This is a genomic window from Baaleninema sp. (genome assembly GCF_049974805.1).
In the GTDB taxonomy this organism is placed as follows: Bacteria; Cyanobacteriota; Cyanobacteriia; order Cyanobacteriales; family Geitlerinemataceae; genus Baaleninema.
The window spans coordinates 1-13,434 of record NZ_JBNGCO010000004.1 but is presented as its reverse complement, the minus strand read 5'-3'; the positions used below and the strand labels follow the sequence as shown (position 1 = coordinate 13,434).

The window sequence follows — 13,434 nt, the reverse complement described above, 5'->3', positions numbered from 1 at the left end:
GCCAAAATCTCGGCAATCTGAACGAATTCTTTAAAACAGACCATAAAAACTGGTACGCGGCAACGTACCAGATGAATCACACGAACTGAATTATAATGGCGGTTCACAAACCGCTCGAACAATTACGAGGTTTGAGCTTTTTCTAATCCGAGTTCAAAGGTAACTTCGTGAACGCCCGGAATTCCTTTGATTTCATCGACAATTTCGCGAGCGCGGTCTTTATCTTTGACGGTTCCCGACAAAATAACCGAACCGCTGGCCACATTTACTGTCAAATCTTCAGAGGTATCGAATTGAATCGCCTCGCGAATTTGTTGGTCGGTCATCGGTTCGCCTCGTTCGGCGCCTTTGGCGTATTCGATGCCGCTATATTGTTTGCCCGTCGGCGTCAGTTTCAAATCTTCTTCAAGTTGTTGCTGACCCGGTTCTAGGGTGTTGCTTTTCGCACCGAGAGCGGCGATATCTGTACTGGCTAAGGCCGGTAAACTGGTCGTTCCGGCTAACACACCCAAACATAATAGGGTGGCAATGGTTCTAAATCCACCGAAACGACGAGTCACAAAATAAGTTGCGATCGCGGCGGTTGCCATCGTGGAGACAAACAGTACTATATTCATAAGCAGTCCTCCTGAGTGTATAACAACTCGATCCGTGCGGACGAATTCAGCGAGCGTTTTTACTTGATTTCGTTCGCTTGAGTTCGACCGATGGGATCGTCGAGTTTTGAAATAGAAACGCGAGCGCCAATTGACGCGACATTTCGTTTCAAATCGTTTCAAAACTTACGTTATTGCTAGACTATCGAAATCCATAGCGAAAATCGATCGCTCTGTAGGTATAAATCGACATGGCGATCGCTCTCGAACTGCTTAAGAGACGACAGCAAGAGACCTACGACAGTTCGATCGCCCCCGAATTCCGTTCCCGTTGCCGTCGAATTTTCCGAAAGGCTGCGAAAAAATACGTTTTCAGTCAAAAAGAGCCACGAACTGCCGTTTTTGAGTCGTTTGTCGTCTATCTGTCGGACGAATTCCCCTGCATCGAAAGACAGATCGTTACGCTAACATCTATCTCTCCCTGACGAACGATGTGGCGTGGTCGTTCTCTTTCATTAATTAAAGATAGCGAGAGTCGAGGGCGTCAATTTCGAGGCCAACTGAAACGCAACCTCGCGATCGCCTGCAACCGATTCAGCGACCGATCGAACCTTGTTAAACCTATCCCCATGTCTGATACCACTATCAAAAAAGTCGATTCCCAATATTCCCCCCAAGGCGATATGAACCAAAAATATCTCGCCTCGGGACAAAGCCTGTCCATGCGGTTGTGGGACAACGAACAACCTGGAACCCCCAAACCGGAAGTACGACGGGATTACGAAACCGTCGGTTACGCCCTCTCTGGACGCGCCCTGTTGCACGTCGAGGGGCAAACCGTCACCCTCGAAGCAGGAGATTCCTGGGTGGTTCCTGCTGGCGCTTACCACACCTATAACATCATCGAACCCTTCACCGCTGTGGAAGCCACCAGTCCCCCGGCAGAAGTCAAAGGACGCGATCGCGTCTAGAGGAAGAACCATGACTGCTGTACTGTTATGGCTGGTTTTCCTGGCGATCCTGGGGATGTTTCTCGTCCTGGGCTACCGCCGCAACCGGGAACGCTTCGGGGAAACCTTCGCCCGCCGCAACTTACGATCGAGCCTGTTTTGGATTCTGCTGGCGGTTCTCTGCGGCGTGGCGATCGAATTTCTGCCGGAACCTTGGCCAACCTGGGTTGTGGTGGCTTTCGACTTCGCCGTGGCGGTTATCGCCGCCGCCTACATCATACGTTGGTCGCAACGCCGCTATAACGCCGGGGTGTTGCTGGTGCGCCTGCGCCCTCAAAGACACAATAAACGCTGGCTGTTTTACGGGGGTTTGTTTTTCAGCGTGTTGGCACTGTTGCAAACCATCGCCACCTTCGGCGCGATTTACGGCGATATCGCCTATACCGACACCGCCACGCGCAACCTGTGGTTTTTATGCGGACAAGCGGTGTTGCAGTGGGCGTTGGCGGCGTTCCTCATGGCAGCGGGACTCGCCCCCACCGAACTGCGCGATCGCGGCATTTACGATCGCCTCTCCGTTCTCCCCTGGAAGGCGATCGATAGCTACCGCTGGGAAGGGGAAAACCAAAGCCAACTCATCGTCAGCGCCAGCCGCAACTTTCCCTTTTTTGCCGTTTGCAAACAGTTATCGATTCCCCCCACGCAGCGGCCGGAAGTCGCTTCGATCGTTGCGAACAAATGCGGCTGACCAGCGGTCACGAGATAACGAGGTAACGAGGTAACGAGGTGATGACGGAAAACGCTCAAAACAACCGCACGGGAACCATCGTGTCCGTTCGCGGCAGCGTGGTAGAAGCCCGTTTCGACCCGCCGTTACCGGAACTCAACCACCAGTTGAGAGCCGGGGAAAATGAGGAGATCGAAATCGAGGTGTTGAGCCACGTCGATCCCGAAACGGTGCGCGGTATCGGCTTAACTTCCACCTCCGGCTTAGCCCGAGGGACGCCAGTACGCGATATCGGGCGCACCTTACAAGTTCCTCTCGGCGATCGTGTGTTGGGGCGAATGTTTAACGTCTTCGGCCAGACGATCGATCGTAAAGACGCCATTACCGAAGGGGAATGGCGATCGATTCACCAAAAACCCGTACCTCTCTCCGAACGGGCGACGACGTCGGAAGTCCTCGAAACGGGAATCAAAGCCCTCGATATTATCGCCCCCCTCGAACGGGGCGGAAAAGCCGGATTGTTCGGCGGGGCGGGGGTGGGTAAAACCGTCTTGATTACGGAAATGATTCATAACATGGTGGCGCACCATGAAGGAATCAGTCTGTTTTGCGGCGTGGGAGAACGCAACCGCGAAGCTGAGGAACTCTACCGCGACATGCAAGAGGCGGGGGTGTTAGAACGAACGGTTCTTCTGTTCGGACAAATGAACGAACCCCCAGGGGCGAGATTTCGCGTACCCCACGCCGCCTTGACGATGGCGGAATATTTTCGCGACGAGGCGAAACGGGATGTATTGTTGTTGATGGATAACGTCTTTCGCTTCGTGCAGGCGGGACAAGAGGTTTCGGGGTTGATGGGGCGGTTGCCCTCTCGGGTGGGCTATCAACCGACGCTGGGAACGGAGTTGTCTCGGTTGCAAGAGCGGATTAGTAACAGGGCGACGGGGGCGATTACCTCGGTGCAGGCGGTGTACGTTCCGGCTGACGATTTTACCGATCCGGCGGCGGTGAATACTTTCGGCCATTTGTCGGCGTCGATCGTCTTGTCGCGCAAACGGGCGAGTCAGGGATTGTATCCCGCTGTCGATCCGTTACAGTCGAGTTCCAAAATGCTCTCGCCGACGATCGTGGGGCGACGCCATTACGAAATCGCTCAAGCGGTGAGGCAAACTCTGGCGGAATACGAGGAGTTGAAAGATATTATCGCCATGTTGGGGATGGAGGAGTTATCCCAGAACGATCGACAGACGGTATCCCGGGCGCGTCGGTTAGAACGGTTTTTAACGCAACCGTTTTTCACGACGGAGCAGTTTACGGGGAAAAAGGGAAAGTTGGTGAGTTTGGAAGAGGGTTTAGAGGGGTGCGATCGAATTTTAAACGACGAATTCGCCGAGGTTTCTGAACGGAAGCTGTACACCATCGGATCGATCGATGAGGTATCGGATTAGAGGAGATGAGGGAACCCGGAGACTGTTCGGTCTGAATTCTATGGATGCAATCGACTTAAAAATTTTGACGCCGACGGAAATTTTACTCGAGGAAACCGTGGAAAAAGTTAACGTCGATGCCGAAAACGGCGCCTTGGGGCTATTACCGAACCATATCGATTTTGTGACAGTGTTGGTTCCGGGGATTTTAACTTATACCGCTGAGGAGATCGATCGATTCGTGGCGGTAGACGAAGGCATTCTCGTCAAAGCGGGTTCTACTGTCACCATTTCCACGAGACGGGGGGTGAAAGGGCGAGATTTAGAACATTTAAGCGCCACGGTTGAGGAACAGTATCGTACCCTCGACGATCGCGAAAAACAAGCCCGTTCTGCTGTGGCTAAACTCGAGGCGGGATTCGCCCGACGAATCATCGAACAAGGAGGACAAAACTATGGAACCATTATCTGGAGAATATCGCTATCGTCGCCCCGACAACCACCGCACGGAGATTCAAGACAGGGACAAACACCATGCAGATCGCCAACGACTGCACAACAAACGCCATCCCGCCCAACTGTTGCGGGAGTTTCAAGAGGAAATTACTAAAAAAACTTTGCGGCGGCAGAAGGCAGAACGGGAGGGCGATCGAAGCCTTTGGTTTAGCTTGGGCATCTATGGCTTAGTGGGGTGGTCGATCGCCATTCCCACTTTAGCCGGCATTGCGGCGGGACTCTGGCTCGATGCTCAATTTCCCAGTCGTTATTCTTGGACGCTGATGGGACTGTTTCTCGGTCTGTTTTTAGGCTGTTGGAGTGCCTGGTATTGGGTCGATCGAGCCAGCCGCGAGTAATCGCTTAAAAATAATATTTTTACCACAATAAAATGAAAATGTCAATAAAAATGAGTCTAAATAATGGAAATTTCTCTATTAGTTTTATCGGTTGGCGTTATCCTAACCTTGGGAATTTTTATCAAAGCACTTTTAAACAATACGGGCATCCCGTCTTTGGTGGCGTTCTTGGGGTTTGGCTTTATCCTAAACTTACTCGATCGACAGTTTCAGATACTTGGAGAATCGGGATACCAAGTGTTTGAATTTCTTGCCGAAATCGGGATTATTTCCCTGTTGTTTCGCGTGGGTTTAGAAAGCGACTTAGCCGGATTAAAAAAACAACTCCCACGAGCCAGTTGGATTTGGATTGCCGATATCTCGGTCAATGGAATTTTAGGGTTTTTCGCCGCCTATTTATTACTGCAACAAGCCTTAATTCCCAGTTTGTTCGTCGCCATCGCGATGACCGCAACCAGCGTTGGTGTTTCCGTCTCCGTATGGCAAAACCAAAACGCTACCGACTCACCCACTGGCGAACTGTTGCTCGATGTCGCCGAACTCGACGACATTTCCGGCGCGATTTTAATGGCGTTACTCTTGGCTCTCGCTCCCACCATAAACCAAAGCGGTGCTGATAGTTCTTTGTGGAATTTAGCAGCGACCACTTCGGGAAGCTTTTTTCTCAAAGCCCTGGTTTTTGGCACCCTTTGTTTTTTGTTTTCTCAATACATTGAAGAGAACTTAACCGCCTTTTTTCGTCGCATCGAACCGACCCCCAGTCCCATGTTAGAAGTTATTGGAATTGGGTTTATCATCGCATCAATTGCGGGGTTGCTGGGGTTTTCGATCGCCATCGGTGCCTTTTTCGCCGGATTGGTATTCAGTCGCGATCCCGAATCCGTTAAAATTGACGCCTCTTTCAATTCAATTTACGAAATGTTTACCCCGTTCTTTTTTATCGGAATCGGCTTAAAAATTGAACCCAGCGCCCTGACGACGGGGTTAGGATGGGGCGCGATGCTGTTTGCGGTGGCAGTTGTGGGAAAACTCCTCGGGGCGGGGCTTCCCGCGTTACTGAAAACCCACTGGAAAGGCGCAACTCTCATCGGTATCAGCATGATTCCTCGGGCTGAAATTAGCACCATTATTATGCAAAAAGGTTTGGCGTTGGGAAGTTGGGCGGTTTCCGATCGATTGTTCGCTGCGATGGTTGTGGTTTCTGCGTTGACGACAACAATCGTTCCCACTTTCCTCTCGTCACTTTTGAAAAAATGGCATCCCGTTTTGAGGACGTCAACCATCCCCCCCAACCATCCCCCCAACCCCCCTTTGAAAGGGGGGCGAAGGGGGGATAGGGGGTAGTTTTACGAAATTTTCCTAAAAAAAACTGGATTTTATCGATTTGTAAGAGTCGTACAAAATAGCAGTACAAAATTGAATTAAGAGGACATTATGACGAACGTATTTTTAAACATTGGAATTGCACTGTTTGGCGGCTTTGCTTTGGGACTGTTCTACTTTTACAGTCTCTGGATTACCGTGCGACAGTTTCCCGTAACGGCTTATCCCATTCCGTTAGCGATCGGTAGCTTTTTCGGTCGCCTCATTATCACGCTTTTGGGATTTTATATCCTCATGGATGGTCAATGGCAACGGGGTTTATCCGCCTTACTGGGCTTTATTATCGCCAGAACCGTAATAACGCGAATTAAAGGCAAACTCCCGAACTCGCATCCCGTCGAAACCCCCTAATAGAAGCCATGCAATTTTCACCACCGCTTCGGTTACCAAACGCTCGCCGAACCCTTGCCGAATTCCGCCAAAATTTATGAATATTACCCCCGACAATATTATTTTCTGGCAATCGGGATTTCTGAAGCTCAATGCTACCATTGTTTACACTTGGTTGGTGATGGCAATCTTAGTTTTGGGGTCTTGGTTGGTGACGCGAAACCTCACCAGCGAGCCGCAAATCTCCAAATGGCAAAATGCCCTCGAAGTCATCGTCAAAACCCTCGAAAGCCAAATCGCTGAAGCGGCTAACCGCGACGCGAAACCCTTTCTTCCGTTTATTGGAAGCCTGTTTCTCTTTGGCGCGACGGCAAACCTGTTAACCCTATTTCCCATATACGAATCTCCGGCTGGTTCTTTATCTACTACGACGGCGTTAGCCCTCTGTACCTTCGTGGCTGTGCCGCTCTTTGGAATTCGTTATGCGGGATTCGTGGGCTATCTCAAACATTACATTCAACCGTCGCCCTGGATGTTGCCGTTTCAAATTATCAGCGAAATTTCGCGAACGATTTCTCTTGCGGTTCGTTTGTTCGGTAACGTTATGAGTAGCAGTCTGCTCGTGGCGATTTTACTTTCGATTTTGCCGCTGGTTTTCCCGGCGACGATGCGCTTGTTTGGTATGCTCGTCGGCGTCATTCAAGCTTATGTGTTCGCCATTTTATCGCTGGTTTACATTGCCTCGGGCATGCAGGCGCAGAAATCCCAGCGGGAAACGTCATAAGTCTTGACTCGAGAATGTTTGCTTCAAAATAAATTCGCGTATTTCGGAGAAATTTTGTTTTATGGATAGTCTGAGTTTAATCGGCACCGTCTCAATTTTTACGGCGGGATTGTGTATTGGAATCGGCGCGGTGGGTCCGGCGATCGGGGAAGGAATCGCCCTCGCTAACGCTATGAGAGCTTTAGCGCAACAACCCGATCGCGCCAATACGATTACGCGAACTCTGTTTGTGGGGATGGCGTTGGTGGAATCGACGGCGATTTACTGTTTTGTCGTGTCGATGATTTTGATTTTCGCCAATCCCTTTTGGAACCATTTTCTGAATCAAGCGGGAGGGTAATGGGTGTTAATTGATTGGTTTACCGTTGTCGCGCAACTGTTTAATTTTTTACTGCTCGTTTGGCTGTTGAAACGGGTGTTGTACCGTCCGGTGTTGCGGGCGATCGATCGCCGCCAACAGCGAATTAACCAGTGGTATCGCGATGCGGAACAGCAGCGAAAAGAGGCGCAGGAAAACGCCGAACGCTATCGCCAGCAATGTCGGGAGTTGCAAGAACGCAAAGCTAAGCAACTTGAAGACGCTAAAGACGCGGCGCGTCGGGAACGGGAAAAACTCACTCACCAGGCGAAAGAAGAGGTCGATCGCCTCCAGCGTCAGTGGAAAACTTCGTTACGTCGCCGACAAAACCAGTTTTTCGATCGCCTCCAGCAGGAAACTACCCACCATCTCGGCGTCATGACGCGACGGGTTCTGAACGACATCGCCGACGCGCAACTCGAAGAACGATCGATCGAACGGTTTCTCGATCGACTCCACCACCTCGACGACACCACTCGCAGCCAACTTCACGAGGCGATCGCCGATAAGGGGGCGTCGATTTTAATCTGTACTGAGTTCGAGATCCCCCGCGAAAGCCGCGATCGCATCCTCGAGACAGTGCGACAAGAGTTAGCCTCGGAGGTGGAAATTCGCGAAAGTGACGATCTCTTTGAGGAGAATTTCTCCGAAACGGAGAGTTCTGAGGAGTCCGATCGCAATTCCCATCGCGACAGTTCCGACAACGACAGTTCAAAAAACGACGATCCCGACAACCAACCGCGTCCCGTTCCTCTGAAATTCGTTCGCGATCGCGCCCCCATTTGCGGTATCGAACTCTACGCAGGGGGGTACGAAGTGGCGTGGAGTTTCGATCGCTATCTCCAAGAGTTAGAAAATCGCGTCCGTCAGACGTTAGAACAACAAATCGATGGCGCCGAGGAAGACGAAATCCTTCCCGAAGAACGCCTGCGACGACAACTGACGCAAAAAACCTACGATATCGCCCGTCGCGCCTTACAAGACATCGCCAACGAAACCCTGGAACAGCAAGCGATTTCCGTATTTTTGCACCGTTGGGAACGACTCGACGACGAGGTGCGAGAACAACTGGCGCGATCGCTGAGTGAGGGCGATCGATCGATTTGCGTTCGCAGCAGTTTCGAGATTTCCCCCCACTGGAAACAGAAAATTCAACAACATATCCAACACCAACTCAGCGATCGCCTCCCTGGAGATATCTCCATCGATAGAAGTTCGATCGACTTTCAACAAGCCTCAGACCTCATTTGCGGAATCGAAGTCCAAATCGACGGCCGAGAAATCGCCTGGAATTTAGATGATTACCTCGATCGCGTTCGTGATGAGGTGATGTGATGATGAGGTGACGAGAACATTTCACATCATTAAATTATACCATATTTATTGAAACTTGCTACAGATAATTCACAAAATTATCGATTGCGTAGATGAGTTTTCCTCAACCCAGCCCATCTCTCCATCTCCCCCTCTCCCCATCGATAGATGTCAGGCCGCTTTCTATTTTCTAACTTGATAATCAGAGGGCGATTTCTAGAAGTTCTATCGGGTTCGATCTAGAAATCCCTCATCCCAGTCATTATCAAACCAGGAGAATTTTTATGAAACGCCTGAAACAACAGTTCAATCTCAAACAATTCAATCTCAGCGCCTTAGCCTCTGCCACGGGTATCCTCGCCGGGGCGCTGGTTTCCTTCGCCGCCACCCATCAACCCGCCATCGCTCAAAGAAACAATATGCGAGCGTTTGCGGAAATCGAAGATGTCGCAGAAAATCCCGAAAAATACGTTGGGAGAACCATATCCCTCAGAGGCGAAATTGAAGACACTCGCTCTCCCTACATTTTTGAACTCGAAGAAGACGGAGGCTTGATAGAACCCTTTAACGACGACCAAGTTTTAGTGGTCGGCGACGATATTTCTCAAGTTCCCGTCGAAGAAGGTGAAGAAGTTCGCATTACCGGACAAGTCCGAGAATTCTCCATAGTCGATATCGATCGAGAGTACGATTTCGACTTTGACGATTTTGCAATTCGCGAAGAATTAGAATACGAATACGAAGGTCGTCCGGTAGTTTATGCCGACTCCATCCAAATTCTTCCCGAATAGTCTTGTCTCCAAAACTCCCCTCCCAGGGGGAGTTTTTTAGTCTCTTTTCTTATCCAAACCCCTCGGTGTTCTCTGTGTCTCTGTGGTGAATGGCTCATCTAATCTTTTTCTCTAATCTTTTTCTCGACTTATGAATCGAAACCGCGAACTCCTATCCGTCCTCGGAGAAACCTTTTCCGCCTTCGATCGCGCCCTGGCCGACTACCATCGGGAACTCGAGCCTCGCGAGGTAGGACTGGTGAAATCCATCTCCAGCGGAATCGCCAAAGTGGCCGGACTTCCCAACGTCAAATCCGACGAACTGGTGTATCTCGGGGACGACGTACCGGGAATCGCGTTCAACCTGGACCTCGACGAAGTGGGGGTCATCCTCCTAGGAGACAGCGATCGCCTCGAAGCCGGGGACAAAGTGCGACGCAGCGGCCGCGTCACGGACGTTCCCGTGGGCGAAGCCCTCCTCGGACGAGTCGTCGATGCGACGGGAAAACCCCTCGACGGCGGCGGAGAAATTTCCACCCCAGATCGACGCCCCATCGAACGGGAAGCCCCCGCCATCATGGATCGCGCCCCCGTCACCGTTCCCCTACAAACGGGGTTGAAAGTGGTGGATGCGCTGATTCCCATCGGTCGCGGTCAGCGAGAACTCATCGTGGGCGATCGCCAAACCGGAAAAAGCGCCATCGCCATCGATACCATCCTCAATCAACAGAACCAGGACGTAATCTGCATTTACTGCGCCATCGGTCAGCGATCGTCCTCCGTCGCCAAAACCATCGCCACCCTGCGCGATCGCGGCGCGATGGAGTATAGCATCGTCGTCACCTCAGCCGGAGAAGACCCCCCAGGACTGCGCTACATCGTTCCTTACGCCGCCACCACCATCGGCGAATATTTCATGGAACAGGGGCGAGACGTGCTGGTGGTGTACGACGATTTGACCCGCCACGCCTGGGCTTATCGCGAACTGTCCCTGTTGCTGCGCCGTCCCCCCGGTCGTGAAGCCTATCCCGGCGATATTTTTTACCTGCACTCGCGGATGTTGGAACGGGCCACCCACCTGCGGGACGACCTGGGCGGCGGTTCGTTAACGGCTCTCCCCATCGTGGAAACTCAAGCCCAAAATATTTCGGCCTACATTCCCACCAACATCATTTCCATTACTGACGGTCAAATCTACCTGTCGCCGGATTTGTTTCAAAAAGCTGTGTTACCCGCTGTGGACGTGGGGAAATCTGTGTCTCGGGTGGGCGGAAAAACCCAACTTCCCGCGTACAGCGACATTTCGGGAGATTTGCGCCTGTCCTACGCGCAATTTCAGGAAGTGGAAGTGTTCGCCCGCTTTGGAACGCAACTCGATGAAGATACGATGCAAACTTTAGCCCGAGGTCGTCGAGTGTGCGAGGTTCTCAAACAGCCCGAGGCGCAACCGATTCCGGTGGCCGAACAGATTGCGGTGTTGTACGCCGTTAACGATGGGGTTTTCGACGAGGTGGAGTTAGAGGATATGCGATCGACCTCTCAGGCGATTCGGGATGCGGCGATCGATCGTATTCCCGACATTTGCGATCGCATCCAATCCGGCGAATCACTCTCGGACGACGATCGCCAACGTCTCCTCGATGTCTGTCGCGACGCTGTCCGAGACTTTCTCCCCTCCTCCTGAACTCCCCGAACGATCAATTCTCGATTCTCAACTTTCAACTCAAAAAATGTCTCTCGAAGCTTTAAAAGCCCAAATTCATAGCGTTCGCGACCTGCAATCGGTCGTTAAAACTATGAAAGCGTTAGCGGCGGTGAGTATCAGCCAGTATCAGCGGGCGGTGGAGTCCCTGGCGGACTACAACCAAACTGTCGAAACGGGGTTTCAGATTTTGTTGAAGTATCGCTACGACCTGGAGGACTTGAATCTGGGGGCGTCGCGTCCGCCGGAAAACCCGAAACTCGGGGCGATCGTCTTCGGTTCGGACCAAGGACTCTGCGGTCAGTTTAACGAACAAGTGGCCGCCCACGCCCTGGACTATCTCGAAAGTTGCGGAATTCCCCAGCAGCGACAACGACTCACCGCAGTGGGGGCGCGGGTGGTACCGCCGTTTGAAGCGAAGCATCGGTCTTTCGCCGATCTGTCGTGGGTACCGAGTTCCGTGGGTGCGATCGTGGGACGAGTGCAGTCGTTAATTGTGGATATTGAGGGGTGGCGCGAAGCGGAGGGGGTCGATCGCGTGGTGTTGTTTTACAATCGATCGAAGTCTGGGTCTCGCTACGCCCCCCATACGCAACAACTGTTTCCCCTCGATTCTCAGTGGTTGCAAGGGTTAGAACAGAAACCCTGGGAGGGTCGATCACTCCCGATTTTTACTCTCTCGGGAAGTCAGTTATTTTCCTCGTTAATTCGTCAATATCTCTTCGTGTCGCTGTATCGCGCGTTCGCGGAATCTTTGGCCAGCGAAAACGCCAGTCGCCTCACCTCTATGCAGTCGGCGGAAAAGAACGTGCGCGAACGTCTCGACGAACTCAATTCTCAATATCGCCGCCAGCGTCAGAGTGCGATTACCAGCGAACTGTTAGATGTGGTGTCGGGATTCGAGGCGCTTTCGTGAGAATTCTCTCTCCATCGATAGACGCAGCTTCAATAGTATTTCGATAGCTTGAAACTAGAGTTCGTAAAAATCGTTTTAAGGTTCGCGATCGAGCGTTGCTCGAGCGGACTGTTCTGCGATTTATAAACATTGACAAACCGGAAGCAGAGGTTAACTAACTATGGCACAGGAACAATACAAACACGCCGTCGGTACGTTTAAGGATATGGAAAACCCGGCGTTAGCTTTGACGGAGTTAAAATCCGCTGGATTTCCCATGGATCGGGTGTCGATCGTTGCCAAAAATACCGAGGTCGCTGAAGAAGAAGCCGAAGGTGTAGAAAAGGCTGAGAATCTCGCTGGAGCAGAAGTTAAAACGAAAGTGGGTAACGAAGCTGATAAAGGCGCAGAAACCGGCGCTTTTACCGGAGGAACTTTAGGAACCCTCGCCGGATTGTTGGCTGGAGTCGGTGTTTTTTCCCTCCCTGGATTGGGACCGGTTGCGCTGTTGGGTTCGCCACTTATTGCTGTAGGGAGTACCGCTGTCGGCGGCGCTGCGGGTGCGGCTGCGGGGGGCTTAATTGGCGGTCTCATCGGTTTGGGAATTCCCGAAGAAAAAGCTAAAATTTATTACGATCGCGTCTCGGAAGGTGGCTATCTCGTCATCGTGAAAGGGACCGATCGCGAAATCGAACAAGCTCAGAAAATTTTGAGTCAACGCAACATTGAAAACTGGGGAATTTACGAGCCTCAAGAAAGTCAAGAAAATCGAGAGTTCAGCCACATTGCTCGTTAGAGTTTCCCCAAAACCGGGTTTCTTCGAGAAATCCGGTTTCGATATTTTACCTCGTTTTTTTACGAAATATTAAACCTAGATGTAAAATTTTGTGTATTTTTAAATCTCTCTAAAATTAGAGACAAAACTCTCTGCTATTATAGAAATAAGTCTGCAAAAAGTAATCAATTGAATCAAGGTCGTTATTGAGGCGATTGTCGAGTCTATTTGACTGGGCGAGCTTTTTTTGGCGATTTCGATCGAATCCCGTCGTCCTAGGAAATCCATTCCTAACGCTTTTAATCGAGTTGTCGAATCTTTAACTGTCAAATTCCGACGCCCCCTCGGTTCGAAACCATCGCGTCCGGTGACGAAATCAGAGAAATCGGCATTACAGAAATCGGCATTGTCGCTCGACAAAAAAACGAAACAGTCAACCCCCCCCTGGCGTAGTTGAACCGTGCGATGGCTTCAGTAGCGATCGACCGCCAACGGCGATCGAGAGCGATCGCATCGCCGTCCGTTGAGGATGTCCGTTTTTCAGAACTTTCCGTTTTTCAAAACTCACT

General features: G+C 51.3%; 16 protein-coding genes. 14 read left to right on the top strand and 2 right to left on the bottom strand.

What is annotated here, in order from left to right:
- Positions 1-122: 122 nt before the first annotated feature.
- Together ACP5D4_RS01575 and ACP5D4_RS01570 are read right to left on the bottom strand one after the other, a co-directional pair.
- A complete protein-coding gene (locus ACP5D4_RS01575; protein WP_428009862.1) occupies positions 123-617 on the bottom strand; it encodes a BON domain-containing protein in 495 nt (164 codons plus the stop codon).
- A 176-nt stretch (positions 618-793) separates the two neighbouring features.
- Positions 794-976, bottom strand: a complete 183-nt coding sequence (locus ACP5D4_RS01570) for a hypothetical protein (protein WP_428009861.1) — start codon at positions 974-976, stop codon at positions 794-796.
- Positions 977-1,225: 249 nt separating this feature from the next.
- Between ACP5D4_RS01570 and ACP5D4_RS01565 the strand changes: the two genes are divergently transcribed.
- From ACP5D4_RS01565 to ACP5D4_RS01500, 14 genes are all read left to right on the top strand, one after another.
- Positions 1,226-1,567 (top strand): cupin domain-containing protein, encoded by a 342-nt coding sequence (locus tag ACP5D4_RS01565; RefSeq protein ID WP_428009860.1) that lies wholly within the window; start codon positions 1,226-1,228, stop codon positions 1,565-1,567.
- Between the two features lie 10 nt (positions 1,568-1,577).
- Positions 1,578-2,294, top strand: a complete 717-nt coding sequence (locus tag ACP5D4_RS01560) for a hypothetical protein (RefSeq protein ID WP_428009859.1) — start codon at positions 1,578-1,580, stop codon at positions 2,292-2,294.
- A gap of 41 nt (positions 2,295-2,335) precedes the next feature.
- Positions 2,336-3,721, top strand: a complete 1,386-nt coding sequence (gene atpD, locus ACP5D4_RS01555) for a F0F1 ATP synthase subunit beta (RefSeq protein WP_428009858.1) — start codon at positions 2,336-2,338, stop codon at positions 3,719-3,721.
- A gap of 40 nt (positions 3,722-3,761) precedes the next feature.
- Entirely contained in the window at positions 3,762-4,310 is a 549-nt protein-coding gene (locus ACP5D4_RS01550; protein ID WP_428009857.1) for a F0F1 ATP synthase subunit epsilon, read from the top strand.
- Positions 4,213-4,554: an AtpZ/AtpI family protein gene (locus tag ACP5D4_RS01545; protein ID WP_428009915.1), complete on the top strand. Its 342-nt coding sequence runs from the start codon at positions 4,213-4,215 to the stop codon at positions 4,552-4,554. Before ACP5D4_RS01550 ends, ACP5D4_RS01545 begins: the two co-directional genes overlap by 98 nt.
- 63 nt (positions 4,555-4,617) lie before the next feature.
- Positions 4,618-5,898 carry a cation:proton antiporter gene (locus ACP5D4_RS01540; RefSeq protein ID WP_428009856.1) on the top strand — a complete coding sequence of 427 codons (1,281 nt, stop codon included), beginning with the start codon at positions 4,618-4,620 and terminating at the stop codon, positions 5,896-5,898.
- Between the two features lie 90 nt (positions 5,899-5,988).
- Entirely contained in the window at positions 5,989-6,288 is a 300-nt protein-coding gene (locus tag ACP5D4_RS01535; protein WP_428009855.1) for an ATP synthase subunit I, read from the top strand.
- A gap of 76 nt (positions 6,289-6,364) precedes the next feature.
- Entirely contained in the window at positions 6,365-7,051 is a 687-nt protein-coding gene (locus tag ACP5D4_RS01530) for a F0F1 ATP synthase subunit A (RefSeq protein ID WP_428009854.1), read from the top strand.
- Positions 7,052-7,112: 61 nt separating this feature from the next.
- On the top strand, positions 7,113-7,391 hold the full coding sequence (locus tag ACP5D4_RS01525; protein ID WP_428009853.1) for a F0F1 ATP synthase subunit C: 279 nt from the start codon (positions 7,113-7,115) through the stop codon (positions 7,389-7,391).
- Positions 7,392-7,394: 3 nt separating this feature from the next.
- Positions 7,395-8,744: a hypothetical protein gene (locus ACP5D4_RS01520; protein ID WP_428009852.1), complete on the top strand. Its 1,350-nt coding sequence runs from the start codon at positions 7,395-7,397 to the stop codon at positions 8,742-8,744.
- 263 nt (positions 8,745-9,007) lie between these two features.
- A complete protein-coding gene (locus tag ACP5D4_RS01515; protein WP_428009851.1) occupies positions 9,008-9,514 on the top strand; it encodes a hypothetical protein in 507 nt (168 codons plus the stop codon).
- A gap of 130 nt (positions 9,515-9,644) precedes the next feature.
- A complete protein-coding gene (locus ACP5D4_RS01510; RefSeq protein WP_428009850.1) occupies positions 9,645-11,177 on the top strand; it encodes an alternate F1F0 ATPase, F1 subunit alpha in 1,533 nt (510 codons plus the stop codon).
- Positions 11,178-11,223: 46 nt separating this feature from the next.
- A complete protein-coding gene (locus tag ACP5D4_RS01505; RefSeq protein ID WP_428009849.1) occupies positions 11,224-12,111 on the top strand; it encodes a F0F1 ATP synthase subunit gamma in 888 nt (295 codons plus the stop codon).
- Between the two features lie 160 nt (positions 12,112-12,271).
- Positions 12,272-12,886 carry a hypothetical protein gene (locus ACP5D4_RS01500; RefSeq protein ID WP_428009848.1) on the top strand — a complete coding sequence of 205 codons (615 nt, stop codon included), beginning with the start codon at positions 12,272-12,274 and terminating at the stop codon, positions 12,884-12,886.
- Positions 12,887-13,434 lie beyond the last annotated feature (548 nt).

Coding starts and splice junctions, on each gene's coding strand:
- ACP5D4_RS01575 (WP_428009862.1), bottom strand. CDS start 617: ATGAATATAGTACTGTTTGTCTCCACGATGGCAACCGCCGCGATCGCA.
- ACP5D4_RS01565 (WP_428009860.1), top strand. CDS start 1,226: ATGTCTGATACCACTATCAAAAAAGTCGATTCCCAATATTCCCCCCAA.
- ACP5D4_RS01560 (WP_428009859.1), top strand. CDS start 1,578: ATGACTGCTGTACTGTTATGGCTGGTTTTCCTGGCGATCCTGGGGATG.
- atpD (WP_428009858.1), top strand. CDS start 2,336: ATGACGGAAAACGCTCAAAACAACCGCACGGGAACCATCGTGTCCGTT.
- ACP5D4_RS01550 (WP_428009857.1), top strand. CDS start 3,762: ATGGATGCAATCGACTTAAAAATTTTGACGCCGACGGAAATTTTACTC.
- ACP5D4_RS01540 (WP_428009856.1), top strand. CDS start 4,618: ATGGAAATTTCTCTATTAGTTTTATCGGTTGGCGTTATCCTAACCTTG.
- ACP5D4_RS01535 (WP_428009855.1), top strand. CDS start 5,989: ATGACGAACGTATTTTTAAACATTGGAATTGCACTGTTTGGCGGCTTT.
- ACP5D4_RS01530 (WP_428009854.1), top strand. CDS start 6,365: ATGAATATTACCCCCGACAATATTATTTTCTGGCAATCGGGATTTCTG.
- ACP5D4_RS01525 (WP_428009853.1), top strand. CDS start 7,113: ATGGATAGTCTGAGTTTAATCGGCACCGTCTCAATTTTTACGGCGGGA.
- ACP5D4_RS01515 (WP_428009851.1), top strand. CDS start 9,008: ATGAAACGCCTGAAACAACAGTTCAATCTCAAACAATTCAATCTCAGC.
- ACP5D4_RS01510 (WP_428009850.1), top strand. CDS start 9,645: ATGAATCGAAACCGCGAACTCCTATCCGTCCTCGGAGAAACCTTTTCC.
- ACP5D4_RS01505 (WP_428009849.1), top strand. CDS start 11,224: ATGTCTCTCGAAGCTTTAAAAGCCCAAATTCATAGCGTTCGCGACCTG.
- ACP5D4_RS01500 (WP_428009848.1), top strand. CDS start 12,272: ATGGCACAGGAACAATACAAACACGCCGTCGGTACGTTTAAGGATATG.